The organism is Synergistaceae bacterium, assembly GCA_012728235.1.
Lineage (GTDB): Bacteria > Synergistota > Synergistia > Synergistales > Synergistaceae > JAAYFL01.
In genome coordinates this window covers 1-24,518 of sequence record JAAYFL010000016.1, presented here as the reverse complement: position 1 = coordinate 24,518, position 24,518 = coordinate 1, and the positions used below count along the sequence as shown (strand labels likewise).

28 protein-coding genes and 1 tRNA gene are annotated in these 24,518 nt (G+C 39.5%); 1 reads left to right on the top strand and 28 read right to left on the bottom strand.

The annotated features are described in order from the left end of the window. Positions 1-23 precede the first annotated feature (23 nt). The 18 genes from GXZ13_00895 to GXZ13_00810 form a co-directional block, all read right to left on the bottom strand. On the bottom strand, positions 24-863 hold the full coding sequence (locus GXZ13_00895; GenBank protein ID NLX74402.1) for a hypothetical protein: 840 nt from the start codon (positions 861-863) through the stop codon (positions 24-26). Beyond that, positions 863-1,468 carry an orotate phosphoribosyltransferase gene (locus tag GXZ13_00890; protein ID NLX74401.1) on the bottom strand — a complete coding sequence of 202 codons (606 nt, stop codon included), beginning with the start codon at positions 1,466-1,468 and terminating at the stop codon, positions 863-865. Before GXZ13_00890 ends, GXZ13_00895 begins: the two co-directional genes overlap by 1 nt. After that, positions 1,468-2,175 (bottom strand): orotidine-5'-phosphate decarboxylase, encoded by a 708-nt coding sequence (gene pyrF, locus GXZ13_00885; protein ID NLX74400.1) that lies wholly within the window; start codon positions 2,173-2,175, stop codon positions 1,468-1,470. Before pyrF ends, GXZ13_00890 begins: the two co-directional genes overlap by 1 nt. A gap of 101 nt (positions 2,176-2,276) precedes the next feature. Then, on the bottom strand, positions 2,277-3,581 hold the full coding sequence (locus GXZ13_00880) for a dihydroorotase (protein ID NLX74399.1): 1,305 nt from the start codon (positions 3,579-3,581) through the stop codon (positions 2,277-2,279). After that, complete coding sequence (locus GXZ13_00875) at positions 3,581-4,525, bottom strand: aspartate carbamoyltransferase catalytic subunit (GenBank protein NLX74398.1); 945 nt, start codon at positions 4,523-4,525, stop codon at positions 3,581-3,583. The genes GXZ13_00880 and GXZ13_00875 overlap by 1 nt, the downstream gene beginning before the upstream one ends. After that, positions 4,518-5,069 (bottom strand): bifunctional pyr operon transcriptional regulator/uracil phosphoribosyltransferase PyrR, encoded by a 552-nt coding sequence (gene pyrR, locus GXZ13_00870; GenBank protein NLX74397.1) that lies wholly within the window; start codon positions 5,067-5,069, stop codon positions 4,518-4,520. The genes GXZ13_00875 and pyrR overlap by 8 nt, the downstream gene beginning before the upstream one ends. A 195-nt stretch (positions 5,070-5,264) precedes the next feature. Then, positions 5,265-5,951, bottom strand: a complete 687-nt coding sequence (gene rnc / locus GXZ13_00865) for a ribonuclease III (protein ID NLX74396.1) — start codon at positions 5,949-5,951, stop codon at positions 5,265-5,267. Positions 5,952-5,953: 2 nt separating this feature from the next. Further along, positions 5,954-7,192, bottom strand: coding sequence for a beta-ketoacyl-ACP synthase II (gene fabF / locus GXZ13_00860; GenBank protein ID NLX74395.1), 1,239 nt, complete (start codon positions 7,190-7,192; stop codon positions 5,954-5,956). A gap of 60 nt (positions 7,193-7,252) precedes the next feature. Continuing rightward, on the bottom strand, positions 7,253-7,504 hold the full coding sequence (acpP, locus tag GXZ13_00855; GenBank protein ID NLX74394.1) for an acyl carrier protein: 252 nt from the start codon (positions 7,502-7,504) through the stop codon (positions 7,253-7,255). A 94-nt stretch (positions 7,505-7,598) separates the two neighbouring features. After that, positions 7,599-8,339 carry a 3-oxoacyl-[acyl-carrier-protein] reductase gene (fabG, locus tag GXZ13_00850; protein NLX74393.1) on the bottom strand — a complete coding sequence of 247 codons (741 nt, stop codon included), beginning with the start codon at positions 8,337-8,339 and terminating at the stop codon, positions 7,599-7,601. Continuing rightward, the gene (gene fabD, locus GXZ13_00845; protein ID NLX74392.1) at positions 8,340-9,293 is read right to left on the bottom strand and encodes an ACP S-malonyltransferase; all 954 of its coding nucleotides are present in this window, start codon (positions 9,291-9,293) and stop codon (positions 8,340-8,342) included. Continuing rightward, on the bottom strand, positions 9,290-10,237 hold the full coding sequence (locus GXZ13_00840; protein NLX74391.1) for an enoyl-[acyl-carrier-protein] reductase FabK: 948 nt from the start codon (positions 10,235-10,237) through the stop codon (positions 9,290-9,292). The genes fabD and GXZ13_00840 overlap by 4 nt, the downstream gene beginning before the upstream one ends. 60 nt (positions 10,238-10,297) lie before the next feature. Further along, a complete protein-coding gene (locus GXZ13_00835) occupies positions 10,298-11,266 on the bottom strand; it encodes a ketoacyl-ACP synthase III (GenBank protein ID NLX74390.1) in 969 nt (322 codons plus the stop codon). After that, positions 11,263-12,267, bottom strand: coding sequence for a phosphate acyltransferase PlsX (gene plsX / locus GXZ13_00830; GenBank protein ID NLX74389.1), 1,005 nt, complete (start codon positions 12,265-12,267; stop codon positions 11,263-11,265). The genes GXZ13_00835 and plsX overlap by 4 nt, the downstream gene beginning before the upstream one ends. Then, positions 12,264-12,845, bottom strand: coding sequence for a transcription factor FapR (gene fapR, locus GXZ13_00825; protein ID NLX74388.1), 582 nt, complete (start codon positions 12,843-12,845; stop codon positions 12,264-12,266). The genes plsX and fapR overlap by 4 nt, the downstream gene beginning before the upstream one ends. A 200-nt stretch (positions 12,846-13,045) precedes the next feature. After that, positions 13,046-13,252, bottom strand: coding sequence for a 50S ribosomal protein L32 (rpmF, locus tag GXZ13_00820; protein NLX74387.1), 207 nt, complete (start codon positions 13,250-13,252; stop codon positions 13,046-13,048). A 76-nt stretch (positions 13,253-13,328) separates the two neighbouring features. Further along, positions 13,329-13,679, bottom strand: a complete 351-nt coding sequence (locus GXZ13_00815) for a DUF177 domain-containing protein (GenBank protein NLX74386.1) — start codon at positions 13,677-13,679, stop codon at positions 13,329-13,331. A gap of 240 nt (positions 13,680-13,919) precedes the next feature. Next, positions 13,920-15,119, bottom strand: coding sequence for an acetate kinase (locus tag GXZ13_00810; protein NLX74385.1), 1,200 nt, complete (start codon positions 15,117-15,119; stop codon positions 13,920-13,922). A gap of 74 nt (positions 15,120-15,193) precedes the next feature. Between GXZ13_00810 and GXZ13_00805 the strand changes: the two genes are divergently transcribed. After that, complete coding sequence (locus GXZ13_00805) at positions 15,194-16,411, top strand: nucleotidyltransferase family protein (GenBank protein ID NLX74384.1); 1,218 nt, start codon at positions 15,194-15,196, stop codon at positions 16,409-16,411. 67 nt (positions 16,412-16,478) lie between these two features. On the opposite strand, the gene coaD is transcribed toward GXZ13_00805, so the two are convergent. The 10 genes from coaD to GXZ13_00755 form a co-directional block, all read right to left on the bottom strand. Continuing rightward, complete coding sequence (gene coaD / locus GXZ13_00800) at positions 16,479-16,970, bottom strand: pantetheine-phosphate adenylyltransferase (GenBank protein ID NLX74383.1); 492 nt, start codon at positions 16,968-16,970, stop codon at positions 16,479-16,481. Positions 16,971-16,972: 2 nt separating this feature from the next. Next, a complete protein-coding gene (locus tag GXZ13_00795) occupies positions 16,973-17,461 on the bottom strand; it encodes a hypothetical protein (protein ID NLX74382.1) in 489 nt (162 codons plus the stop codon). A 146-nt stretch (positions 17,462-17,607) separates the two neighbouring features. After that, positions 17,608-18,546 (bottom strand): tRNA (guanosine(46)-N7)-methyltransferase TrmB, encoded by a 939-nt coding sequence (gene trmB / locus GXZ13_00790; protein NLX74381.1) that lies wholly within the window; start codon positions 18,544-18,546, stop codon positions 17,608-17,610. Between the two features lie 24 nt (positions 18,547-18,570). Continuing rightward, complete coding sequence (rsmA, locus tag GXZ13_00785; protein NLX74380.1) at positions 18,571-19,395, bottom strand: ribosomal RNA small subunit methyltransferase A; 825 nt, start codon at positions 19,393-19,395, stop codon at positions 18,571-18,573. 115 nt (positions 19,396-19,510) lie between these two features. After that, a tRNA-Pro gene (locus GXZ13_00780) sits at positions 19,511-19,588 on the bottom strand. Between the two features lie 112 nt (positions 19,589-19,700). Beyond that, a complete protein-coding gene (locus GXZ13_00775; protein NLX74379.1) occupies positions 19,701-19,982 on the bottom strand; it encodes an HU family DNA-binding protein in 282 nt (93 codons plus the stop codon). Between the two features lie 116 nt (positions 19,983-20,098). Continuing rightward, the gene (locus GXZ13_00770; protein ID NLX74378.1) at positions 20,099-21,412 is read right to left on the bottom strand and encodes a ribosome biogenesis GTPase Der; all 1,314 of its coding nucleotides are present in this window, start codon (positions 21,410-21,412) and stop codon (positions 20,099-20,101) included. Positions 21,413-21,450: 38 nt separating this feature from the next. Continuing rightward, complete coding sequence (locus tag GXZ13_00765; GenBank protein ID NLX74377.1) at positions 21,451-22,809, bottom strand: PFL family protein; 1,359 nt, start codon at positions 22,807-22,809, stop codon at positions 21,451-21,453. Between the two features lie 11 nt (positions 22,810-22,820). Next, positions 22,821-23,090: an ACT domain-containing protein gene (locus tag GXZ13_00760; protein ID NLX74376.1), complete on the bottom strand. Its 270-nt coding sequence runs from the start codon at positions 23,088-23,090 to the stop codon at positions 22,821-22,823. A 29-nt stretch (positions 23,091-23,119) separates the two neighbouring features. Continuing rightward, positions 23,120-24,505, bottom strand: a complete 1,386-nt coding sequence (locus GXZ13_00755) for a hypothetical protein (protein ID NLX74375.1) — start codon at positions 24,503-24,505, stop codon at positions 23,120-23,122. Between the last annotated feature and the right edge of the window lie 13 nt (positions 24,506-24,518).

Here is a 24,518-nt window from a genome sequence, read left to right as displayed (position 1 = left end):
ATGTTATATATAAATACTTATTTTTATTTTTTTATAGGGTCAGATATGCCCTTTGTTTTATTCCAAATAGAAAGATAAATATTATTTAAATGTGTAAAATAACTTTCCCCTTTTGTTGGAGCAGGCAATAGAACAGAGTTATCAAAATCCAACACAAGAGACTTTATAACTGTAGAAGTCCATGAATCAACCATAACTGTCCAATTCCGCCTTTTTGCTTCGTCTAATGCTGCTTTTAAAGATTTTGTGTCTCCGGCCAACCACTTGTCCCAAACTTCTTCCGGCGGTCTAATTGTATCCTCTGCGACAGAACGAACCCAAACCCCTTGGGATGCAGTCAGGTCCATGATCTTTTTGTTTTTTAGCAGATGTTTCCCTACATCATTGGCACTTTCGATTCTCGCCTGCAGTTCCGCAAGTCTACGTTGATAATAGACATAGTTTTTGCTATCTTTATTCGCTATTATTTTCATGACATTTTGAGCTATCAAGGGTATGACTGCAGGATCATAAAATAGCGAGCGAACTTGGTGGTCCTGGATAATCAATGATTCATAAAGTACATATAGATCATTGTTCTTGTTTAGTCTGAAATGAGACGCCTCTTTGGAATTTAGGGCTATTACAACTTCATCAGCTTTCGGAGCTCCTATTATTAAAACTTCTCCATTTATATTCCAATTAGACAAACAGCGTACTCGCGATTTATCTCCAACAATAAAGCTTGCGATTTCAGACAACCAAGGAGTTGTCACAGCAAAATCTATCGCTTTAGCTGTCGACGGGGTACTAGAAATACACAAAGCAGCGAAGAAGATAACTAACAGTGCTTTAAGAAATAAATTGCGTATGTACAATAACATTATTTTTTCTCGGGACGACTCCCCGGCTTATACAAAGGTATTTTGTCTGCACACAAAGGACATTTTTGAGGATCATACACAGGGAAACTGAGTTTCCATAGGGAAGTTAAGTCTAAGTCCTTTTCAACATTGGACGGACGTCTATCTATTATAGATGCTGAGCCAACCCATTGCGCACCAAGATCTGTTAATATTTGAGCCGTTTCTCTTGTTGACTTCCCAGTTGTGACAACGTCTTCCACTAATACAAACTTTTTTTTCTCTGGTACTGGAAAACGGCGAAGAAGCATTTTTCCGTCCTGTCTTTCGGAAAATAAAAACGGCACGTTAAGAGCCCTTGCGACTTCATGCCCTATTATTAGACCACCTAAAGCCGGAGATAAAATGAAATCCGGTTTCAGTGAAACTATTTTTTCTGCTAACCTCTCTCCGGCATAAGCTGCATATTCGGGGAATCTAAGCATTAAAGCACATTGTATATAGTGTCCGCTGTGCAACCCTGAGGTTAGGTGAAAATGCCCCACCATGTGGGCACCACTTTCCTTCATCATCTCTTGAATTTTTTCTGAAACTTCACTTGCGTTAAAACCTTTAGAACAATTCATTATCTCTTCACCTTTGATAGTATTTCTATTATATTTTTAGTCGCGTTAATAGGGTCGTTTGCCTCAAGAATAGGTCTCCCTACAACGATATAGTTCGCTCCTGCTGTAGCAGCTTCAGCAGCTGTAGCGATGCGCGCTTGATCTTCCGTACTCACCTTAGCCGCACGAATTCCAGGCACCACTCGCATAAGGCCCTTAGCTTTATCCTGTAAAAGATGTAAATCCAAAGGAGAACATACTAATCCATCAAGTCCGGCTCTTTCTGCTGTTTCTGCTCTAGAAATAAGAGCCTCTTGTATTTCAGTCTTAGGGTGCACATCACTCCACTCTTTTCCACTAAGACTGGTAAGTACCGTTATTCCAAATAAATTCATATTGCTTCCCATTTTTTCTCTCATTGCTACGGAACGTGCCATCATCTCATATCCACCTGAAGTATGTATTGTAAGAGCCCAAAGACCAATTTGTGAAAGAGGCTCAACTGCAGAAGCCACTGTGTTTGGAATATCGTGAAGCTTAAGATCTAAAAAAAGTTTATATCCCATATCTATTATTTCTTTTGCGAAATTTATTCCGCCCAATGCGTAAAGCCTTGGCCCTATCTTTATATAAGGAGTAGCTGTTTTTAATTTTTTAAGAAAAGACCGGGCATCTTCAAGTGTCAAGACATCCAACGCAAGGATAAGACCACAATTATCTTTATGCATTATTACACCGCCCTACTTATGATTATAACTTAATGTTAAATGTTTTTTGACAATATAAAAACAAGTGCACCTGTTCTCCAATATTAACCACATCAAAGTTCTTAATATTCTTCTGTATCAGCCCAAATCTTACGCCCTTCTACGAATGTCATTACCGGCCATCCTGTCAGGGCAATTCCTTCCCAAGGACAGCAACGAGCCTTGCTCTGCCAAGTGTCGCAATCTACAATGCGTGTTCTATCTAAATCTATGATAGTCAAGTCTGCTAATGAGCCCTCTTTTATAACTCCCAATCCTTGCCATTTCTCCGGAAGTAAGCTCGCGGGTGAGCTGGTAATTTTAGACAAAATAAGTTCTAATGGAACGTTCGTATGATTCTTATTTGTATAATCTAATAATACTGCTATTGCACATTCTAAAGATGCGATTCCAAAAGGTGCATCTTGAAAAGGCTCATCCTTTATATCAATATGCCACGGAGCGTGGTCAGTTACAACAGCGTCAATTGTATTGTCTAAAATACCATCCCACAATGCTTTCTGATCTCTTGAGCTGCGTAATGGGGGGTTCACTTTATATCGAGAATCATAACCGCTATTTATAACAGCATTCTCATTAAGTGTTAAATGATGGAAAGTTGTATCACATGTAACATCTAGCCCCTCTTTTTTTGCCTGACGTATCAATTCTACAGAACCTGCACTACTTAAATGAGTGAAATGAATTCTTCCGGATGTCTCACGAGTTAAAGATATTCCACGAGCCACGTCTATCTCTTCTGTCGCTTCAGGAATCCCTTTTAATCCACTCAAGGCACTTACACGCCCTTCATGAACTTGGCCACCGATAAACAAGCTTTTTTCTTCTGGATGCTCCATTATGCGCGGCTGATTTTTCCCTGTATAAAGAAGAGCCAGACGGAGTAAATCACTAGTGGAAACAGGGTCTCCATCATCCGTAAAAAAAACAGCTCCGGATTCAGTCATCTTCAGCAGTTCAGCCATTTCTTTGCCTTCTCTATTTTTACTGACGCAACCTGCTGGTAATATTCTTGAAGCATTTGCTTTTTTACTGTGTGTTAAAACATATTCAACCAACGAAGGTTCCGATATCGCCGGCTTGGTATTAGGCATGGCAACCATTGTAGTAAAACCACCAGCGGCACCCGCTCTTGCACCGGAATATATATCTTCATTCCACTCCAACCCGGGGTCTCTAAAATGTGCATGAAGATCAATAAACCCTGGGGATAGGATGCGACCATTTCCTTCTATGATTTCTATATCAGTACTTTTCTTCTTCTCTCCAATCTCTATGATCACATCATTTTCAACAACCAAAGAATCTTCCTTGATAAATTCTTCTCCATCAAAAATTTTAAAGTTTCTAAAGACTATTTTACCCATTATTTTCCCCCTCCACAAAGATAAAGCAGAGCCATTCTGATAGCTACCCCCGAACGTACCTGTTCTAAAATTACGCTCTGATGTCCATCCGATATATCAGAAGCTATTTCTACTCCTCTATTTAACGGGCCTGGATGCATAACCAAAGCATCTGGTTTAGCGTATGCAATTAGATTTTTATCAGCACCCCACCATTTATGATATTCGTCAACTGAGGGGAAGAGTCCATCTTGTTGACGTTCTTTCTGAATTCTTAATAGATAAACCATATCCGCTTCTTGCACAGCTTTTTTAGGATCATTTTCATACTCGCACCCCAAAGCTTCAATATTTTTAGGCATCATTGTGGGAGGACCTGAAACTACTACCTTACAACCAATTGTATTAAATCCGATTATATCGCTACGTGCGACTCTGCTGTGTAAAACATCTCCTACAAATGCAATTTTTTTGCCGCTTAGATTACCCAAATGTTTCCACGCTGTGTAAAGATCAAGTAGGGCTTGAGTCGGGTGTGCGTGTGTGCCATCTCCCGCATTTAATACTATTGCCCTTTTCAATTTTGAGGCAAGATATTGAGCTGCTCCGACAGATCTATGACGCAGTACAACAATATCAGCACCCATTGCCTCTAATGTCCATGCGGTATCTCGCATTGTTTCTCCTTTTGCTGTGCTAGAACCAGCTGAAGACCAGTTTACGACATCTGCTGAAAGCATTTTTTCTGCCAGTTCAAAAGAAGCACGAGTTCGAGTTGAATTCTCAAAGAAGAGGTTTACACACATTTTACCGCGAAGTACGGGAACTTTTTTTATCGGTCTATCCATAACATTTTCCATGTGACGTGCTTGATCAAGAATAAAATAGAGTTCCTCTCTACTCCAACCAGCTAAATCTATTACATTTTTATGACGCCATACTATTTGTCCTGTTTCACTAGGCATCACGTTCACAAATGACCACCTCATCTTTCCCGTCTAGCTCAGTTACTTTTACCTCTATAACTTCGTTTTTTGAAGTTGGCACTTTTTTACCACATATATCTGCATGAATCGGCAGCTCTCTGTGCCCTCTATCGACAATTACGACTAATTGGACCTGAGAGGATCTGCCTAGATCCACAAGAGCTTCTAAAGCAGCACGAACCGTGCGTCCTGTGTAAAGAACATCATCTATTAAATATATATTTTGTCCTGAAATATCTTCCGGCATCCTGGTGCTATGAACCATGGGTTGTTCAAAGAGCGTTGTTAAGTCATCTCTATAGAGTGTGATGTCTAACTCACCACACGGTATTTTTACTCCTTCTACCTCTTCTATAATTTTTTGAATTCGTCTGGCCAAATATACTCCTCGTCTATGAATCCCTACCAATATCATTTTCTCAGTACCCTTGTTACGTTCAATAATTTCGTTTGCTATTCTCCTTATTACTCTCTTAAGATCCTCAGCACTCATTAAACGCGACTTTTCTTTTAACTTCACCATCTGCCACACTCCTTTTCATAAAAAAAGAACTGTCTAAAAAGACAGTTCTGATAAATAGAAAACATCATGAATGGCAGAAAGAAGAAAATCATTTGAAGACATGACTAAATTCTCAAACATTTCTCTTCCCCCTTTAGCCCAATTTAAAAGAGTATAAACTACTTTTCTTTTTTATGCAACCGATTGCATAATTTTTTATATATTTTTTAACGCCTCTTCTGCAGCCTTAAATTCAGCCTCTTTTATAGTATTCCCCCACGCTTCTGCTAGTATCTTTTCATTTAATGTTACTTGAACTCTAAACTTAAGAGAATGATCAGGACCCTTCCTCTCAACAGTCTTATAATATGGCACACTACCATTTTTTGATTGTGTCGCTTGCTGTAGAGTCGTCTTAGGATCTATTGCATATATAGAAGCATTATTTTTTTGTTTTTTTAGAAAATCTATTATTATCCGGCTTGCACTTGCATAGCCTCCGTCTAAAAAAACTGATCCTAAAATTGCTTCTGCTGTATCAGCTTCAACTGATTGACTGGGCCCATCTTTAATCAGACTTTTCCCTAATTTAATTAATTTATTTAAACCCACTTCTTCTGCCCAGTTTTTTAAACTATTTTGACAAACGAGCTGAGAGCGCAAACGAGTTAATTTGCCTTCATCCAAATCTTGAAACTCTTTATATAGCATTTCAGATGCAATTAGTTCTAAAACTGAATCTCCTAAAAATTCCAATCTTTCATTATAAAAAAGAAGCCCAGACTCGTTCGCGTAGGAAGAATGAGTAAGTGCTTCTTCTAAAAGCTTTTTATTATTATAAAAATAACCTATTTTTTCTTGAAATTCGAGGAGCAATGCCTCTCTGTCTTCTTGCTTTTTCATTTTTAATCTTCGTAACGCTCTAATGCTATAACCGCATTGTGTCCCCCAAAACCAAAATTGTTGATTAAAACTTTTTTAACATCAGCTTTAACAGCCTTATTCGGGACAGTATTTAAATCGCACTCTGGGTCAAATTCAAACTGGTTTATTGTTGGATGTACTATCCCTTTTTCGATAGCCAACAGAGAAGCAATTGTTTCAATAGCACCCGCTGCTCCGAGAGCGTGTCCCATCATGGATTTAGTTGAATGTACCATTAGTTTATCAGTATTATTGTTCATAAGATGCTTAATTGCCTTTGTTTCCATTTTATCGTTTAACGGTGTTGATGTCCCGTGGGCATTAATTAAATCAATATCCTCTACGTGCCATCCGGCCTTTCTTACGGCCATGTCCATAGCTCTATATGCCCCATCTCCTTCAGGATCAGGAGCCGTTATATGATAAGCATCACAGGATATACCATAACCCTTGATTTCTGCGTAAATATGTGCCCCTCTTTTTTTAGCATGCTCAAGATCTTCTAAAACTAAAATTCCCGAACCTTCTCCTATTACAAATCCATTTCTTCCCAAATCGAAAGGACGCGAAGCATGTTTGGGATCATCGTTTCTGGTTGACAAAGCTTTCAATGATGCAAATCCAGCGGTTGCAATAGGTGTTATCGCAGCTTCTGACCCCCCTGCTAACATAACAGTTGCATCACCTCGCATTATGCAGTTATAAGCCTCACCTATGCTGTTTAGAGAAGAAGCACAAGCTGTTACGACAGCCATATTGGGACCTTTTGCTCCGCATCTTATTGCTACGTAAGCTGCGGACATATTAGTAATCATCATCGGCACTAAAAAAGGACTAACACGATTGGGACCTTTTTCATTCAAACTTTGAAAGTTTTTTTCAAGTGTTCCAATTCCACCCTCGCCACTACCTACATAAACACCAAACATATTTTTATCTAACGTATCTATATTGAGACCTGAATCTTTAATTGCCAAATCTGCAGCAGCCGAGGCTAAATGTAAAACTCTATCCGTACGGTTAGCTTCTTTTTTATCAAGCCAATTTTCGGGGTCAAAGTTTTTAACCTCTGCTGCAATTTTTATTGAATGCTCAGAGGTGTCGTACAAAGTTATGTAGTCTACCCCGTTTTTCCCCTCTTCAAGAGCTCTCCAAAATTCTTCTTTACCAAGTCCAATTGGCGTAACAGCTCCTACACCAGTAATAACTACTCTTGTCATTGGGTTCCCTCCAAATACCTGAGGGGGAGATTAGGCCCCCTCACAAATACGGTATATTAATTAATCTTCAACTCCAAGTTTAACCTTAACGTAGTCCATTGCCTCGCCCACTGTTGTAAGTTTTTCTGCGTCCTCATCAGGAATTTCAATATCAAATTCCTCTTCAATACCCATAATTAACTCAACGATATCAAGTGAGTCTGCACCAAGATCCTCAACGAAGGAGGCCTCAGGTTTAATCTGATCTTCCTCTGAGTTTAGTCGGTCAATAACTATTTCCTTAAGCTTTGCCTGTACTTCTTCCATATTCATAAAGTTCACCTCCTTCCAAAATTATAATATATACATCTGGATTTAAATTTCTTTATACAAACATCTCATTGATCTGAAGAATCTAAATAAAAACTTACATAGTCATTCCGCCATCAACGGCGAGAACCTGGCCATGAATATATGCCGCCTCTTCAGAAGCTAGAAAAGATACAGCCTTAGCAATGTCTTCAGGACGGCCTTCGCGACCCAAAGGCACATTTTGCAACATAGCATTTTTAGCATCTTCTGGAATTACTGATGTCATATCCGTGGCAATATACCCAGGTGCTATGGCATTAACAGTAACACCTCTTGAACCTATCTCTCTTGCAAGGCTTTTCACGAATCCTGTAACCCCGGCTTTTGCCGCCGAATAATTACATTGCCCAGGATTGCCGATTAGCCCTGTTACCGATGAGATAACTATTATTCTACCTGACCTGGCTTTTAACATAGGGCGAACAGCTTCTTTAGTGCAATAAAATACTGAAGTTAAATTCGCAGAAATTACGTCTTCCCACTCCTCTACTTTCATACGGATTAGGAGATTATCCTTTGTAATCCCTGCATTACAAACTAATACCTCAACCGCTCCCAGCTTGTTTTCTATAGCCCTAAACATTTCCTTTACTTCCTCATAACAGGAAACATCTGCTTTGATCGACATGGCCATTCCGCCTAAAAGTTCTATTTCTTTTACGACTTTTTCAGCTGCGGCTGATGATTTATTGTAATTTACAGCGACGGCACATCCATCCTTAGCAAGTTCTATTGCTATAGCTCTTCCAATTCCGCGCCCTGCACCTGTTACAAGTGCCACTTTTTTTTCAAGCATTTATTTGTTTTCTCCTTTTAAGAAAGATACGGCAGAGTGTAACTCTTCTACTCCTGAAACATGGTATGGTTTTTTGGTATTGGTTATTTTACGCACTAGACCGGAAAGTACACTTCCAGGCCCGAGCTCTATATACCCTTCTATTTCAAAAGTCTCCATTGTTAAAACGCTTTGATACCACAATACAGGAGAAAAAGTCTGTGCAAATAAAGCTTCTTGTATTTCCTCAACAGTTGACAGTGCTTCTGCCGAAGCATTGACAATAATGGGACATTTTGGTTGATTCCATTTAATTTCTGAGAATGCTTTTTTTAGTTTATCTGCTACTGGTTTCATTAATTCACAATGAAACGGAGCACTTACTCTAAGAGGAACAACTCTTATGTTTCCAATGGTTTCGATTAGTTTTACTGCTCTGTTTATGGCTGTTTTATGGCCTGATATAACTATTTGATTTAAGGAATTTATATTTGCTTGTTCACAAACTTCTCCTTCTGCAGCTTTCAAACATATTTCCTCAAGTTGCTGAGAATCCATTCCTATTACAGCTGCCATAGATCCTACACCAAGAGGAACAGCCTCTTGCATCAATGTCCCCCGCAAACGCAAAAGACGCACTCCATCTGCCAAAGAAATCATTCCAGTCGCAACGAGAGATGTGTACTCTCCCAAACTATGACCGGCCATACAAACCGAAGAAAGCTCTTCTCCCGCTTCTTCTTCCATTGCTTTTAGAGCAGCAAGGCTCATGGTCAAAATAGCTGGCTGTGTTATTGCTGTCTTCGCCAACTCCTCCGGAGTACCATTGAAAATAATGTCTGAAATGGGAAACCCTAAGGCATCATCTGCCTGTTCAAAGACTGCTCGTGATGAGCTATAGTTATCGTAGAACTCTTTCCCCATCCCTGGTCTTTGAGCTCCTTGCCCCGGAAATATTAGTGCATGCTTTCTCACTTTATGAACCCCTCGATTATTCTCGCCTGTTCCCTGGCTCCACTTATCATATCTTCTATTATAGAAGCAGCAGGCTCACATTTTTTAACAAGCCCGGCTGACTGCCCGGCCATAAAAGAACCTAGATCAACATCGCCTTCTTGCACTGCTACTCTTAACTTTCCAGCTCCCAAAGCTTCAATTTCCTCTGCTGACGCAGCATTCTTCTCTGCTATTTCAAAAGATTTAATTAATTTGTTTTTTAAAGCTCTTACAGGATGTCCCAGAGTGTGCCCCGTAACAACAGTTGCTCTGTCGTTTGCTTTTATGATTTTCATTTTATAATTTTCATGCACATTACTCTCCGTAGCACATACAAAACGCGTTCCTACTTGAACACCCTCTGCTCCCAAAACAAAAGCAGCTAACAATCCACGCCCATCTGCTATCCCTCCGGCAGCTATAACCGGAACTTTCACAGCATCTACTACTTGTGGAATTAAAACCATTGTATTTATTTCACCTATATGCCCTCCAGCTTCGTTACCTTCAGCTATAACGGCGTCAGCCCCTTGTTTAACTACACGTTCTGCGTGTGCAACCGAGGCAATTACAGGTGCTATTACTGTACCCAGAGGCTTAAGCCTTTCAATTACCTTACCAGGAAGCCCCGCTCCTGTTGTAACAACAGGTATCTTATATTTTGCAGCAATCTCAATCGCATCATTCACAGTTGGCGACATGAGCATTATATTCAATCCAAAAGGTTTGTCAGTCAGTTTTAAAATTTTCAATATTTCTTCTTCTAAAAGTTCCGCAGGCATTGTCCCTGCAGCTATAATTCCTAAGCCGCCAGCATTACTAACCGCTGCTGCCAAATCCGCATCAGCTACCCATGCCATTCCTCCCTGTAAAACAGGAACTTTAACTTTTAATAGTTGCGAAACTCTATTATTTTCAAACAACAAAATCACCTATCTCTTAATAAAAATAAAAGCAAAAACTAAATTAAGAATGTATAAAAACTAAGCTTCGTAAATCAGACCTCCTAAGGTCATCCCGGCTCCAAAAGCGACAAAGCAAACCTTGTCACCTCGTTTTATATGTCCGTTTTTCATTGATTCATCAAGGGCAATCATTACGGATGCAGCGGACGTATTGCCATACCTATCTAAATTATACAACGCTTTATCAACAGAAACCCCTATACGTTTAAATACAGAATCGAGGATTCTGGTATTGGCTTGATGCAAAATCCAAAAATCCACATCTTGCGGTTTGATTTTTGAATCCTCACACAAGGTTTCTATAAATTTAGGCAAATTTATAGAAACATACTTAAACACATCTTGTCCCTTCATTCTTAAGAGATGAGGGTCTCCAGGTTTTTCCGGTTCATTTGTCAGAAGATCATGTCTTGTTCCATCAGCTGTTATTTTGGAAGAAATAAAACGTCCCCTTCCTTCCTCTGAAAGAGATACAACACATGCTCCGGCACCATCTCCAAATAATATGCATGTTCTTCTGTCTGTCCAATCAACATAATCTTTAAATTTCTCTGTTCCTATAACAAGCACATTATTCCAAAGCCCTGATGATATCCCAGCCACAGCCGTTTGAATTCCTGCAATACCTCCTACACAACCTGCCAAAAGATCAAATGCTCCGGCATTTACTGCTCCTAACCTACCCTGTACTTTACATGACATACTAGGAAAAGTTGAATCCGGCGTGTTGGAAGCAACTATTATCATGTCCAGTTTGTCGGGTGATATCTTTGCATCTTTCATTGCTTCTACTGCGGCGTTGTAGGCTAAATCGCTACAACGCTCATCCTCAGCTGCAAAATGACGCACTTTTATGCCGGTTCTTTCATATATCCAACTGTCACTCGTATCAAGAAATTTCTCAAAATCCTTGTTTTCCATTATCTTTTCTGGTATATAAATTCCGGTTCCGGATATTTTGGCTTTTCTTCCATGAAATATTGTCATTTTAAGTTTTCCTTTGCTATTTCTTCTCTAATTCTTTCCACACCGTTTTTTGCTATAAAGTTGGCTGCTCCAAGTAGAGCATGTGCTATGGGCTTACGCTTAGAACGACCATGAACTTTTATTACGGTACCATTAACTCCTAGAAGGGGAGAGCCTCCGGCTTTCTCCCAATCAAAGCGTCCCAAAACTCTTTTCATTGCGGGCAACATAAAAAACATTCCTATCTTAGGAAGTAAATGATTCGTGTATTCTTCTTTAAGCTGTCCCTTTAATAATTCTCCAAGTCCTTCGCCAAACTTGATTAAAATGTTACCGCTAAACCCATCACATATAACGATATCCGCTATACCGTTTGGCAAATCACTCCCCTCTGCATATCCCTGAAAATTCAAAGGGCTATTTTCTATGAGTGTCCGAGCTGCAGAAATAACATCATCTCCTTTTGTTATTTCTTCACCATTACAGAGTAACCGAATAGAAGGGTTCTCTACCCCTCTGAAAAGTTTCATATAAATTGAAGCCATATGAGCAAATTGAAACAAATTAATTGGTTTACAGCGAACTGTTGCACCTACATCCATTAGCAGTGTCGGTCTGTTTAGAACAGGAAGAACTGCACCGAAACCGGGACGATCAATACCAGGTATTCTTCCCAGCAAAAGAACTCCTCCTGCTGCAATAGCCCCTGTATTTCCAGCTGAAACAATTCCTGATGCTTCACCTGCTCTGACCATTTCGAATGCTACAACTAAACTTGAGTTCTTTTTTCTCCTTATAGAAAGAGATGGAGAGTCGGCACCGTCAATAACTTCTTCTGCGTGAACTATTTTTAATCTTGACCTAACTTCCGAATCCACTTTTTCTAAAAAAGGTTCTATTTTATTTCTATCTCCAACTAAAGCAATGTTTAATTTTGGTTTTTTAGTACAAGCATAAATCGCGGCATGGCACGGTTCCTCCGGCGCATAATCTCCGCCCATTGCATCAAGAGCTATTATCATTTTTTTGCCCCCATATTATTAGAAGATTCTTTTGAAACAACAACAAAACGTCCTACAAATATCTCTCTATTGTCAACTGTAGAACGCACACTTACAACATATTTATTCCCCTTATGGACACCAACTTTTGAACGGGCTAGGATTTTTTCCCCTATATATGCCGGTCGGTTATATTTTAACCTGGCAGAGCCTACCACAACTAGCTCTTCATCTATTGTTGCAATGGCCAGGGATGCTGCCTGAGCATAAATAAAGTAATCTCCTACGAAGTCTGTATGACGAAAAGCTGTATCTCTCGTAGCAAAAAGAACGGAAAGTGCTCCCTTATTTGGCTCCAATCCAACAAGGTCGCCTATAACTTCTTCCGTTCTCATTGATTTCAAGCGACTTGTTGCCTGTTCAGCCATAAGACGGGTACGCTCTCTGACCTCAGGAATTGAAAGAGTTCCTCTATCCAAGCGTACTGTACCTAAACTTACTCCAAGCATCGCTGCTATCTCTTTATCTGTCAAAAGAGGAGAAGAATTAACTAAGTCTATTAGTTGTTTATGACGTTGTCTTTTAATTTCTGAACGCATATTACTCTTCTCCTTGCTTCACTCTTAGTAGCTGGTCTTAATAACTGATAAGATATCTCATTCGCTATATTTTGTCAATACATAAAATCATATTTTATAATTTAAAAAGGAACCGGTGAAAATTATATGCAGCTATAGCAAAGAGAGCCTAGGGGATTGCAATCCCTAGGCTCTCTTTACTGAGTTTTTATATGTTAAAATTATTCGTTTTCTGTATCATTTTTTTCGGAAATTTTTACTACTTGTTTACCTTTGTAATAGCCGCAAGCAGAGCAAGCACGATATGTCTGTACTGTTTCTCCGCAGTGTGTACAAGTGGTCAACGTTGGTTCCTCAAGAGCTCCGAGCCACTGCGCCTTACGTTTATTTGTACGGGAGTGAGATACCCTTCTTTTTGGAGTTGCCATATTTGTTCCCCCCTTAAACCTTTAAGCAAGAAATTGCTTAATTATTCTACCATTAATTTATTATTTTTCCAGTTTTTTATTTTTCTTTTTCTATAAAAGGGCGAAGAATATCAAATCTTGGGTCACCCTCTTCTTTTTTGCAGTTACAAGTCGCTTTATTTAAATTTTCACCACAGTTAGGACAAAGCCCCTTACATTCTTTTGAGCATAACTCCACCGCAGGTAAGCCTGAAAGCAAAGTCTCCCAGATTAATGGTATTAAATCTATTTTTTCATCCCATGTTTCCAAGATAATAAGATCTTCCTGCATATCACGATCAAGATCGTCTTCCTCATTATCTTCTCTACTTGGTTTTAAAGAAAATATATATTTCAAATTCGCATTAATCTGAACCTTTGTTAATTCAAGACATCTAGAGCAAGGCATTTTAGTCTCTCCAAAGACAAAGATTGTTGTAATTAGGCGACCATACGTTCTTACAACTTCTATATCAACTTTTATCTCATCAGAAAAATCGTATATTTGAGACCAGTAACTGATAGGCTGCTCCACTCTGAGAGAAAAACTATCCTTTAATGGAGTACCATCTTTAGGTATAGAAGTCGGCAGTAGAAAATACTTCCAGCTGCTAGGTGGTGACTTAAGCAACTTAACAACCATTTACTCTTATTTATTTGCCTCCACGCACTTTTGTGTTTCTCGTGCAATTGTAAGTTCCTCGTCGGTGGGAATAACCATCACAGTGACCTTGGAATCTGGTGTGCTGAATATAACTTCTTTTCCACGACAGTTATTTTTCTCTGTATCTATTTTAACTCCCAAAAATCCTAATTTTGAACATACTTTTTCTCGGAAAGCAACACCGTTTTCTCCAATACCCGCAGTGAAAACTATAACGTCAACGCCGTCCATTGCAGCGGTATATGCTCCTATATATTTCTGGACGCCATATATGAGTTTGTCCTGTGCCAGTGCAGCTCTTTTATTTCCTTTTTCTGCTGCCAATTCAACATCACGAAGATCGCTGGACACTCCGGAAATACCCAATAACCCGCCCTTATTCTGTATTGCATTACTCACAAGATCCACGTCTCTAAGCTGTCTCATAAGGAATAAAAGCACTCCCGGACATACGTCCCCGCTGCGTGTTCCCATGACTACTCCTTCTATCGGGCTTAATCCCATGCTGGTGTCAATACATTTGCCGTCTTTTATCGCTGAAATTGAGCTTCCATTTCCTAAATGACAAGTAATGACTTTAAGATCTTTCAGTGGTTTGCCAAGGATTTCTGCTGCTCTGCTTGATACGTAGTCGTGACTTGTACCGTGAAATCCATATTTGCGAATCTGGTTTTCTTCGTAATATTTATAATCTATTCCATAAATAAAAGCTTTTGGAGGCATAGTCTGATGAAATGCGGTATCCATAACTATTACGTTTGGCACATCGGAAAGAATTTCCATAATTGCATGTATTCCCTGAAGATGACCGGGGTTATGCAACGGAGCAAGTGGGATAATTTTCTCCAATTCATTAATAACTTTCTCCGTTACTAGGGTAGGTTTTATAAGTGTCTCTCCTCCATGGACGATACGGTGCCCAACAGCAGTGATTTCATCAAATGTTTTTATGGCTCCATAAACAGGGTCCACCAACAAGTTTAGAACATACTGAACCGCCTCTTTGTGTGTAGGGAAATCTACCACTCTAGCCAAGGTTTCCATACCTGTTTTTGTGTGCTTAATACCTGAGCCAGGAATACCGACTCTCTCTACAAGCCCTTGTGTTAGGACTTTTTCTGTTGTCATGTCAAACAGTTGATATTTGACAGAGGAACTGCCGCAGTTGATAACAAGATTTTTCATTTAATTGTTGCCTCCTTAAGAATGAATAACTCCGCCTATTATGGTATCCTTACCGATAATGGTGGTGATTTTATATGAAAATTCCTATAGTAGGAATAATTGCCGAGTATAACCCGCTTCACAACGGCCACTTATATCAGATACAAAAAGCTAAAGAGTCCTCTAAAGCCGAAGCTGTGGTTGTGGTCTTATCTTCAAATTTTGTACAACGAGGCGAACCCTCAATTCTGGACAAATGGAATCGCGCACAAATAACAATTAATACAGGTGCCGACTTGGTTCTTGAGCTCCCTGTAGTTTTCTCTGCACACAACGCAGGTGTATTCGCGAGTGCTGCAACTGACATCCTCGGCTCCTCAGGTATAGTAACACACCTTTCCTTTGGACTTGAAGATCCCGATTGGAACACCGACATAATCTTGAGCATTTTAAACGAAGAACCTGCAGATTTCAAGTCGTTGCTAAAACTTTCTTTGGGAAAAGGGTTGTCTTATGTAGAAGCCAGGGCTACAGCACTTGAAACAATGATAGCTGGAAGCTCTGAAAAGCTAAAAAAACCGAACAACAGCCTTGCTCTCTCATATATGTTAAGACTTCGCCAAAAAAAATGGAAGATGCAACCTATCCCCATAAAAAGGTTGGGCGGAGGACATCATTGCAACGTCCTGGGAGAATATTCCAGCTCTTCTGCAATACGGAAAGCAATTGCAGAGGGACGCAGCGATGAGGCTATGAGTTTTTTGCCTACGGAATCAAAAGAAATTTTACGTTCTGCAATAGCCGATGGCGACGCCTGTATAGAGTACAAAAAGTTGTGGAATCTTCTCCGGATGCTTTTGATACGCTCATCTGCCGAAGAAATTTCGAAAATCGCAGAAGTAGGAGAGGGCATTGAATATAGATTAAAGAAAGAGGCTCTGACAAGCACTTCATTTAACGAATGGGCTGAAAAATGTTCCAGCAAACGTTACACATTGGGAAGAATACGCCGTCATGCAATACATGCTCTTATCGGCCTTAATCATTGGGAAAACAGAGCATTTCAGCGCATAGGCCCCGCATACATCAGAGTATTGGCTACCAATGATAAAGGAAAAGAGCTATTAAAAAAAATGAAAGAAACATCTCTGTTGCCAGTTGTCACAAAATATGGTGAGGCTTCAAGAGTCTCGCCCTATGCTCAGAAAATGATAAATTACGAGCTTCTTGCGTGTGAATTATGGTCACAACTTATTCCAAGTGAGAAGTTTGGGGAAGAGCATAAACGAAGAATTATTTTAAAGAGTGAATAAAAATACTTAATACATACATTTTTACTGAGAACGCCATCTCAGTTCAGTAACTGCCTAATACCTCAGTTTACTTAAGTTTTTTAGGCTTAATACGCTCACGCAAGCGTCTATAAACACCGGGCGGCACCATATCTCTTACCGCACCTCCGAAATAAAAAGCATCCTTTACTCCTCTGCTTGAAACGTAAGAGTATTTTGCGTCTGTTGCTATAAAAAATGTCTCAATCTCAGGAGCGAGCTGCCTATTCATCTGAGCAAGCTGAAATTCATATTCAAAATCTGAAAGAGCTCTAAGCCCTCTAATAATGATTCGACTTTGTTCCTGCCTCATAAAATCCACCAGAAGCCCATTAAAATACTTAACTTTGACGTTCGGAAGATGCACTAAGGCCTCTCTAGACATTATCTGCCTTTCTTCCTCAGTAAAAGTAGAATGTTTATCCGGGTTAACTAACACAGCTATAAGAAGCTCATCAAAAAGCGACGCAGCTCTTTCGGCTATATATATGTGTCCATTTGTTATAGGATCGAATGATCCAGGATAAACAGCTCTTATCATTATTAATTTCTCCTTTTGTAGAAAGAAAGAATTGTTCCTCCGTAGACGCGATCGTCTCTACTCCAGTTATTTAAATCCAATTCGCATATCTTTTCTTTATCTGAATGTTCATATATGAATATACCTTCATCAGACAAAATCGAACCATTATTACCTATAATCGATGGTAATTCCAATCCCCAGTCCAGTCCGTATGGCGGGTCTGCAAATATAATATCAAATTTTTCCATTCTTTTTGAGAATCTTGGAACGGCACGGCGAACGTCCATGCACAAACATTTTACATCCTTTGGTACTCTTCTTACTAATTCTGCATAACGCTTCTTGTCCGATTCTACCGAGTAAACAAGTGTTGCACCACGTTTACTCGCTTCCATAGCTATCTGACCACTACCTGAAAAAAGGTCTAAAAAACTCTTCTCTTTTAAAGGTCCCAAAATATTAAAAAGTGCCAACAAAACCCGTCCGGTTGTGGGACGCATTTCCTTCATAATGAATCACCCCACTACTACTCTAGAATGAGTATAATAGTCGAAGCCATTATTGTACACAAAACAATATAGAATATATATAAAACAGTATTTACGAGAAGTTAAACAACTCTTCTCATGGAGCTTATAGTAACTTTTTCAAAGATTTATTGGGCAGACACCAAATCAAGTGCGTAATGTAGGGCTGCCCTCATTGCAGGCGTCCTGTACGGGTGCCCTGTCGAATCAATTTTTATAGTAAAACCCTTTCTGCTAGGGATAACCTTAAAATAGAAGTGCTGTTCAAAACCCTCATCTGCTGTTATTACGGATAACAGACCTATTTTGCTCTCAGAAATAAAAGAATCTCGAAAAACCCAATGTCCTTTGCCTTCATTCACTTTCCCTTCGGCTCCGTCAAATTCCTTTAATACTGCCATTAATGTTTTATTGCTCTCTGCTTCGATTTCCATCTCCCAATTATCAACTCCGTCGCTATTTGGCAATACTTTGCCATTTTTATGTAGTGTAAGAAGCCAAGTATTTTTTCCCATAGCTTTCCATTTTCTTTCATATTTTGTTACATAGGGTCTATCCGGATTTTTAATAATAGGATCGACATCAAAGGCTCCACACTTAGAAAAAGTATCAGACGTTTCCTCTGCATACCAGTCTACATCTGTCGCAAGCTGAAAAAAACCACCGGGGAGAAGGAGATAATTGAGCATGTCAGCGAAAATCGGCACAGTAACTCTTCGAGAGGCGTGACGAGCCTTAGGCCATGGACAAGGGAAATTCATATAAACCCTCTCAACCGTCTCCGGTGCAAAATATCGGCTCAACAAAAAACGTGCATCTCCATGAATTACCCGTACATTTTCCAGAGCATTGAAAAGTGCTAATCTGGCTCCCTTTAATGCACATAATTGTGATACTTCGATTCCCACTACTAAAACATCGGGATATGCCTTCGCCAAATATCCCAGGAACTCACCATTACCAAAACCAATTTCCACAAAAATACGTCCACTGGATGAAAGTGACTTCCAATCTAACGGCAAAGAATTATTCTCTCTTACTATTATCTTACTTAAATTCCAAAACATTAAAGATGCGTCCTTTTCTATTTATTATTCGTTTATAAGAAACGCAGGTTCTTTGAGTAGCTCTAGCCAGTTATCTAACGTAAGCTCCTCTGCCCTAGTCGTTGTTCTTAGATTGTGCTTTTCAAGTATGTTTTGAGCTGTTTCTTTTGTTAAATCCTCATATCCGGCAATCCAATTGTTTACAATCGTCTTCCTTCTTTGGGCAAAAGAACGACTTAGCAGAGCTCTCCATGATTTATTTGAAGGAAGTTCTAGGTTTTTGTCTAACTTAATTTCTATAATACATGAATTTACCTTAGGCTGCGGTCGAAATGCACTAGGTGGAACCTTTCGGAGAATTTTAGAAGTACCCATCGCTTCCACCATTATCCCAAGAGGCGAGCGTTCTCTGTTTCTTTCGGGAGCCGTTATGCGCTGAGCAGATTCTAATTGAACCATTAAAAGTAAATATTCTAGTTTATGTTTTACCAGTTTTTCCAAAAAAACCCATAGTAGAGGCGTTGTAATATGATATGGAAGATTTGCAATAATTTTATTGGGATACCAAGGCAAGCTGTTCTCATAATCAAATTGAACTGCATCTCCCCATAGAGGAGTCAGTTTTTTATTTTGTATGCCCAACATCTCTATTACATGTTTAAGCCTAGTATCCAACTCTAAGGTGCATACAGACGAACATTCCGAAGATAGAAGCGCTTCAGTAAGAATGCCCTCCCCCGGGCCTATTTCCAACACCTGATCCTTTTCGGTTAAAGCAGCTCTTTCAATAATAAAATCAATGACGGAATGATCCCTCAAAAAATTTTGTCCGATATTGGTGTTGTGTATGAAATGTGGTAGTTTTGACATACATTTATTCCTTTAATTTTATTTTGCACGACAGAACGAAGTAACGCCATGACAAGTTTATTATACTAAAAGTAAAAAAGATTCGTGCTTAATTCGCACGAATCTTTTGATTTTCTGGTCGGGATGAGAGGATTCGAACCTCCGACCACCTGCACCCCATGCAGGTACGCTAGCCAGGCTGCGCTACATCCCGTAAGCAGTGAGTATGATACCGCCCAACCGACTTTTGGTCAAGTCTTTAAAAGTAAAAATCCCAACAACTTTGTCGGGATTTTTACTTTTAAAAAATAAATTAAAAGATTTGTTTAGTTGTTTACAGCTTCTTTTAGTGCTTTACCTGCACGGAAGACAGGTACTTTCTTTGCAGGAATCTGGATAACTTTCTTGGGATCCTGAGGGTTGCGACCCTGACGTGCAGCTCTCTTCTGAACTTCAAATGTACCAAATCCGACTATCTGTACTTTTTCACCTTTTTCAAGTGATTCATGGATTCCGCTGAAGAGTGCTTCTACTACTTCTGCCGCTTTCTTTTTTGTTAATCCTTCTACTGCTTTTGCTACTGCATTTACTAGATCTGTTTTTGTCACTTCACGACACCTCCCGACAAGTTGACTGCTATCGCAGTTAGACTATTATTAGCTCTATTTCCCGCTTACGTCAAGCCTTTTTAGATAAATAGGCTCAAAATTCATCGTTTTTCCCCTTATTCTCTGTTTCTCATAAAGATTTTTATCGGAACTCCGGAAAAATCCCCCATTTTTCTAATGATATTCTCTAAGTGCCTTCTAAAAGGCCTTGTGGACAATGTTATATCATTTACAAAAAATATAAATGCAGGAGGTGCTCCATCTGCCTGAGTACAATAATAAATTTTTAGACTTCGGCCTTTTCCATCTCCAGGCATACGTTCAAAAATTAACACTTCTCTTACTAGTCTATTCAGCTCTGAAGTGGAAATTCTACGCTTTCTGTTATTCTCAACGGATAATATCATTTCAGGTAGCTTATGAAGGCTGCGACCTGAAATTGCAGAAATAAAAATCTGTGGAGCATACTTTGCAAAAGGAAGCTCATCAATGAGAAGGTCTCTCATCTTATCGCCTATTTTGCTCTCTTTGGGAGCAAGGTCCCATTTATTCATTACTAAAATTAAACCCTTGCCTCTTTCAAGCACTTGTCCAATAAGACGCTTATCTTGATCTGTCACAGGCTCTTGTGCATCAAGTAGAACAAGGGCCACTTGACACCTATCTATTGCCTGGTAAGTTCGTACGTTTGAGTAGTATTCAATATCACTCTTTACCTTACTTTTCCTTCTGAGACCAGCTGTGTCAAGAAAACGAAATTTAGTCCCATCCACTTCGACTAGAGTATCTACAACATCGCGTGTAGTTCCAGCTATATCGCTTACCATGGAACGTTTTTCACCGGCAATAGCATTGAAAAGACTAGATTTTCCCACATTGGGACGTCCTACCAGCGTCACTCTTATTTCATCCGAACTCTCTTCTATTTCTGCTTCTTCAGGTAAAAGAGTTACGAGAACATCTTGTATTTCATCAAATCCCTTGTTGTGCTCTGCACTAGTTGCTATTACTGTATCGAAACCCAACTCATAAGCTTCATAGAGCATATCCTCTTCTTGCTTTTGGTTATCAAGCTTATTCATTGCAAGAATAACAGGTTTGCCACTTTTGCGTAATTTTAAGGCAATTTGTTTATCCATAGGAGTAATTCCGTCGCGGCCATCAACTACAAAAATAATGACAACACTTTCATCAATGGCCAAATCCACCTGTTGAGCTATAAGATCCATAAATGGGTGTGCCTCACTAGGCATTATTCCACCTGTATCAACAATGTAGAAGCTCTTCCCGCCCCATTCAGCCTCACCGTACAATCTGTCGCGCGTGACTCCCGGCTGATCATCAACAATCGCACTTCTTTTTCCAATTATTCTATTAAATATTGAAGATTTTCCAACATTTGGTCTGCCTACTATCGCGACTATTGCCATTTTTTCTCAACTCTCTCTGTTATAAATACCCGATAAAATTAGTTTTTAAAACTGTGTATTGGAGGCGGGATCCTTCCACCACGATTAATAAATGCACTGCAGTCATAATTATTAACTTCCATTATGGGTGCATACCCCAAAAGCCCTCCAAAAACAACTTTTTCCCCTGCCTTCTTTCCATGAACAGGTATTATTCGAACTGCTGTCGTTTTATTATTTATCATTCCAATTGCCATTTCATCTGCAATGATACCAGATATAGTGCTTTCTGACGTATCACCCGGAATAGCTATCATATCCAGTCCCACGGAACAAACACAAGTCATGGCCTCTAATTTTTCCAAAGTAAGCGCATTTGCTTCTACTGCCTTTATCATGCCATAATCCTCACTAACCGGGATAAAAGCACCGCTTAATCCACCAACAAAAGAGGATGCCATAACTCCGCCCTTTTTAACATTGTCGTTGAGAATAGCAAGAGCCGCTGTTGTTCCGGGTGCACCCACATATTCTAGGCCCATAGCTTGAAGAATCATTGCCACACTGTCACCTAACACTGGGGTAGGTGCAAGAGAAAGATCTATAATTCCAAACGGAACACCCAATCTCTTGGAGGCTTCTTTTGCGACAAGCTGACCGGCTCGAGTAATCTTAAATGCGGTTCGTTTGACCGTTTCACATAATGTTTCAAAGTCTGCGCCTTGTTTTTCCTCCAATGCTTTCCTAACCACGCCGGGGCCACTTATTCCTACATTAATGGCACAATCTCCCTCTCCAGGGCCATGAAAAGCTCCAGCCATAAAGGGGTTGTCCTCAACAGCATTGCAAAAAACAACGAATTTCGTGCAGCCGAGTGAATCACGATCTCTAGTGAGATAAGCCGTTTCCTTTATAACACTTCCCATTAGCTTTACTGCGTTCATATCTATTCCTGATCTTGAAGAACCTAAATTAATTGAAGAACATACGCGCTCCGTTGTAGAAAGAGCTTCAGAAACAGAATTTATCAAAGTGCGATCCGACTTTGTTATTCCCTTTTGAACAAGTGCTGAAAATCCTCCTATAAAATTAATGCCGACTTCCATCGCCGCCCTATCCAAAGTTCTAGCTATTTCAACATAGCTATCACAGTCACACGCTGAAGCTGCGATTGAAATGGGAGTTACTGAAATTCTTTTATTAACAATGGGTATACCGAAATCTAAAGCTATTTCATCTCCAGTTTTTACCAGATTTTGAGCAAGGCTCGTTATTTTATCATAGACTTTATTACAGAAGGTTTTTAAATTTGAGTCCGCACAATCCATTATATTTATTCCCATAGTGATAGTGCGAACATCAAGTTTCTCTTCCAATATCATTTCATTTGTTTTTCGTGCTTCTGACATACTAATCATAGTTAATTCCTCTACACTCTATACATACTCTTAAAAATTTCTTCTTTTTGAGCCCTTATCATCAACCCTATTTCTTTTCCCAACAGGTCCAAATCTGTAGTAAATTCAGCAAAAGAACAGTTTAGTCCGCTTACGTCTACTATCATTATCATGTCGAAATATTCTTTGATAATAGTCTGAGAAACGTCTAATATGTTTACATTCTTTTCGGCCAAATATCCACATACTTTAGCCATTATCCCAACTCTGTCTTTACCCAAAACTGTTACTATTGCTTTCATAAAAACTCCTCCTGCAACTTTAATTATCTCTAATCTAAATATAGTGCTATATCAGGATAACCTACACGGCTATTCTTGATTTCAAAATATGGAAACAATAAATTCTCAATAACTTTAAACTTTTTCGTTCTTACCCACATCTCATCAACAGATTCTTCTGAATTCCAATACTCTATATTTTCTTTTTCTAGTTTTTCAATAAAAGTCTTGCCTCTTTCCTTGGGTAAAATTATTTTCAACATCGGCGTATATGGAGGCAAATGCCATTCTTTTCTCTCTTTTAACTCCGTTTCCCAAAAGTAGCTCCATCCTCTGGACAATCCTGTTTGCCATCCCTTACCGGGTCTACGGCTTTGAACCACGACCTTGCGCTGTTCCGGGTTTAGCCCACGCCAAAACGATTCATATATTAAAGTAAACGCTCTCGCTTTCGCATCATATTCAGCAACTCGTGCCTCTGCATCTGAATCTATCCATCCTATCATTCCCGTGGGAAGCTCATCAGCAAGAGACAAAATTCTTCTCGTACCAATAACCAGTGCTCCTCTAGGATATTCTTTCATCAAATTCTTTAAAGAAGGGAGCTTCCCCCCGTCATTCTGCAAAGTCACAACTTCTTTATATTTATATTTAAAAATTAGTAAAGCTCGTTCTGAAAGAGCCTCTAAGCCAGGGCGTATTCCCTCTAAAAAAGGACCTCCACATGAAGGACAATTCTCCGGAATTGGGGTTCTATTTTTACAGCTGAGACAGGAAAGCCTTTTACGTCTTTCCTCCCATCTCATTACTCCTCCACAGTTTGCACAACGCAAAGATTTACCGCAATCACTGCAATATAACTCTCCTGCATATCCCTTTCGATCCAATATCCAAAAGGCCCATCTGCCATTTTCACGACAAGTTAAAGTCTCTCTAATAAGCGGTTTGCTGATAGGCAAGGAATCTTTTACGGCATCAACAGGAAAACTTGAAGAGTCATGAAGATTTACAAATATAAGACGATTATCAATATTTTTTTTATTGATTTCTTCTTTTGGCAGCTGTAAAAATACTTTTGAAGAGGGCATACGTCCTCCCAAAATTAATTCTGCTTTAGCAAAATTAGCCCTTGCCGCCAAGACGCTTCTATAATGAAAAACTGGAGCTTTCTGAGAACGCCATCCACCGCTTATCTCATCTTCAACTACTATTCTGGAAAGACCTTTTAAGGGAACAAATGAAGCAGATTGAGAACCAACTACAAAGTCAATCTTCCCTTCTCTGGCTTCTTTCCAAAGTTCCCACTGTTTTTTTGTGTTGGAGGGCCAAAGAACTCCGCTCGCTTTCAATCCGGGGGAAAGCTTTTTCCAAAATTCAGTAGCAGCGTTTGTTTCAGAAAATAAAAACAGAGTCCCTCTCAAGGAGCTCTCTGTCATCTCTATATACTTC

Excerpts from the sequence above, each read along its gene's own strand:
- GXZ13_00895 (NLX74402.1), bottom strand. The coding sequence starts at position 863 with ATGTTATTGTACATACGCAATTTATTTCTTAAAGCACTGTTAGTTATC.
- GXZ13_00890 (NLX74401.1), bottom strand. The coding sequence starts at position 1,468 with ATGAATTGTTCTAAAGGTTTTAACGCAAGTGAAGTTTCAGAAAAAATT.
- pyrF (NLX74400.1), bottom strand. The coding sequence starts at position 2,175 with ATGCATAAAGATAATTGTGGTCTTATCCTTGCGTTGGATGTCTTGACA.
- GXZ13_00880 (NLX74399.1), bottom strand. The coding sequence starts at position 3,581 with ATGGGTAAAATAGTCTTTAGAAACTTTAAAATTTTTGATGGAGAAGAA.
- GXZ13_00875 (NLX74398.1), bottom strand. The coding sequence starts at position 4,525 with ATGCCTAGTGAAACAGGACAAATAGTATGGCGTCATAAAAATGTAATA.
- pyrR (NLX74397.1), bottom strand. The coding sequence starts at position 5,069 with ATGGTGAAGTTAAAAGAAAAGTCGCGTTTAATGAGTGCTGAGGATCTT.
- rnc (NLX74396.1), bottom strand. The coding sequence starts at position 5,951 with ATGAAAAAGCAAGAAGACAGAGAGGCATTGCTCCTCGAATTTCAAGAA.
- fabF (NLX74395.1), bottom strand. The coding sequence starts at position 7,192 with ATGACAAGAGTAGTTATTACTGGTGTAGGAGCTGTTACGCCAATTGGA.
- acpP (NLX74394.1), bottom strand. The coding sequence starts at position 7,504 with ATGAATATGGAAGAAGTACAGGCAAAGCTTAAGGAAATAGTTATTGAC.
- fabG (NLX74393.1), bottom strand. The coding sequence starts at position 8,339 with ATGCTTGAAAAAAAAGTGGCACTTGTAACAGGTGCAGGGCGCGGAATT.
- GXZ13_00835 (NLX74390.1), bottom strand. The coding sequence starts at position 11,266 with ATGACAATATTTCATGGAAGAAAAGCCAAAATATCCGGAACCGGAATT.
- plsX (NLX74389.1), bottom strand. The coding sequence starts at position 12,267 with ATGATAATAGCTCTTGATGCAATGGGCGGAGATTATGCGCCGGAGGAA.
- fapR (NLX74388.1), bottom strand. The coding sequence starts at position 12,845 with ATGCGTTCAGAAATTAAAAGACAACGTCATAAACAACTAATAGACTTA.
- rpmF (NLX74387.1), bottom strand. The coding sequence starts at position 13,252 with ATGGCAACTCCAAAAAGAAGGGTATCTCACTCCCGTACAAATAAACGT.
- GXZ13_00815 (NLX74386.1), bottom strand. The coding sequence starts at position 13,679 with ATGCCTTGCTCTAGATGTCTTGAATTAACAAAGGTTCAGATTAATGCG.
- GXZ13_00810 (NLX74385.1), bottom strand. The coding sequence starts at position 15,119 with ATGAAAAATCTTGTTATCAACTGCGGCAGTTCCTCTGTCAAATATCAA.
- GXZ13_00805 (NLX74384.1), top strand. The coding sequence starts at position 15,194 with ATGAAAATTCCTATAGTAGGAATAATTGCCGAGTATAACCCGCTTCAC.
- coaD (NLX74383.1), bottom strand. The coding sequence starts at position 16,970 with ATGATAAGAGCTGTTTATCCTGGATCATTCGATCCTATAACAAATGGA.
- GXZ13_00795 (NLX74382.1), bottom strand. The coding sequence starts at position 17,461 with ATGAAGGAAATGCGTCCCACAACCGGACGGGTTTTGTTGGCACTTTTT.
- trmB (NLX74381.1), bottom strand. The coding sequence starts at position 18,546 with ATGTTTTGGAATTTAAGTAAGATAATAGTAAGAGAGAATAATTCTTTG.
- rsmA (NLX74380.1), bottom strand. The coding sequence starts at position 19,395 with ATGTCAAAACTACCACATTTCATACACAACACCAATATCGGACAAAAT.
- GXZ13_00770 (NLX74378.1), bottom strand. The coding sequence starts at position 21,412 with ATGGCAATAGTCGCGATAGTAGGCAGACCAAATGTTGGAAAATCTTCA.
- GXZ13_00765 (NLX74377.1), bottom strand. The coding sequence starts at position 22,809 with ATGATTAGTATGTCAGAAGCACGAAAAACAAATGAAATGATATTGGAA.
- GXZ13_00760 (NLX74376.1), bottom strand. The coding sequence starts at position 23,090 with ATGAAAGCAATAGTAACAGTTTTGGGTAAAGACAGAGTTGGGATAATG.
- GXZ13_00755 (NLX74375.1), bottom strand. The coding sequence starts at position 24,505 with ATGACAGAGAGCTCCTTGAGAGGGACTCTGTTTTTATTTTCTGAAACA.